This window comes from Methylobacterium crusticola (assembly GCF_003574465.1).
Taxonomy (GTDB): Bacteria; Pseudomonadota; Alphaproteobacteria; order Rhizobiales; family Beijerinckiaceae; genus Methylobacterium; species Methylobacterium crusticola.
The window spans coordinates 1-265 of record NZ_QOWC01000551.1 but is presented as its reverse complement, the minus strand read 5'-3'; the positions used below and the strand labels follow the sequence as shown (position 1 = coordinate 265).

Annotated in this window: 1 protein-coding gene; it reads right to left on the bottom strand. The window is 73.2% G+C overall.

Annotated features, from left to right (window positions below; translation table 11 throughout):
* Positions 1-265, bottom strand: a 265-nt coding sequence (locus DT057_RS35305) for an Ig-like domain-containing protein (RefSeq protein ID WP_162501642.1), incomplete at both ends; no start/stop codon positions are given.

Below are 265 nucleotides of genomic sequence, written 5' to 3'. Positions count from 1 at the left end.
ATCCTCGGTGCCGGTGTAGCCGGCCGGCAGGGTGTTGACCGGCGCGTCGTTGACGGGGGTGACCGTGACGGCGACCGTGGCGGTCTCCGTCACCCCGCCCGAGGTCACGGTGTAGGTGAAGCTCGTCGCGCCGTTGAAGTCTGGGGCCGGGGCGTAGGTCAGCGTGCCGTCGGCATTGAGCCGCACCGTGCCGTTCGCCACGGCGACCGCCGCGCCCCCGCGGCTGATAGCGGCACCGTTGACGGCGGTGATGGTGCGGGCGGGG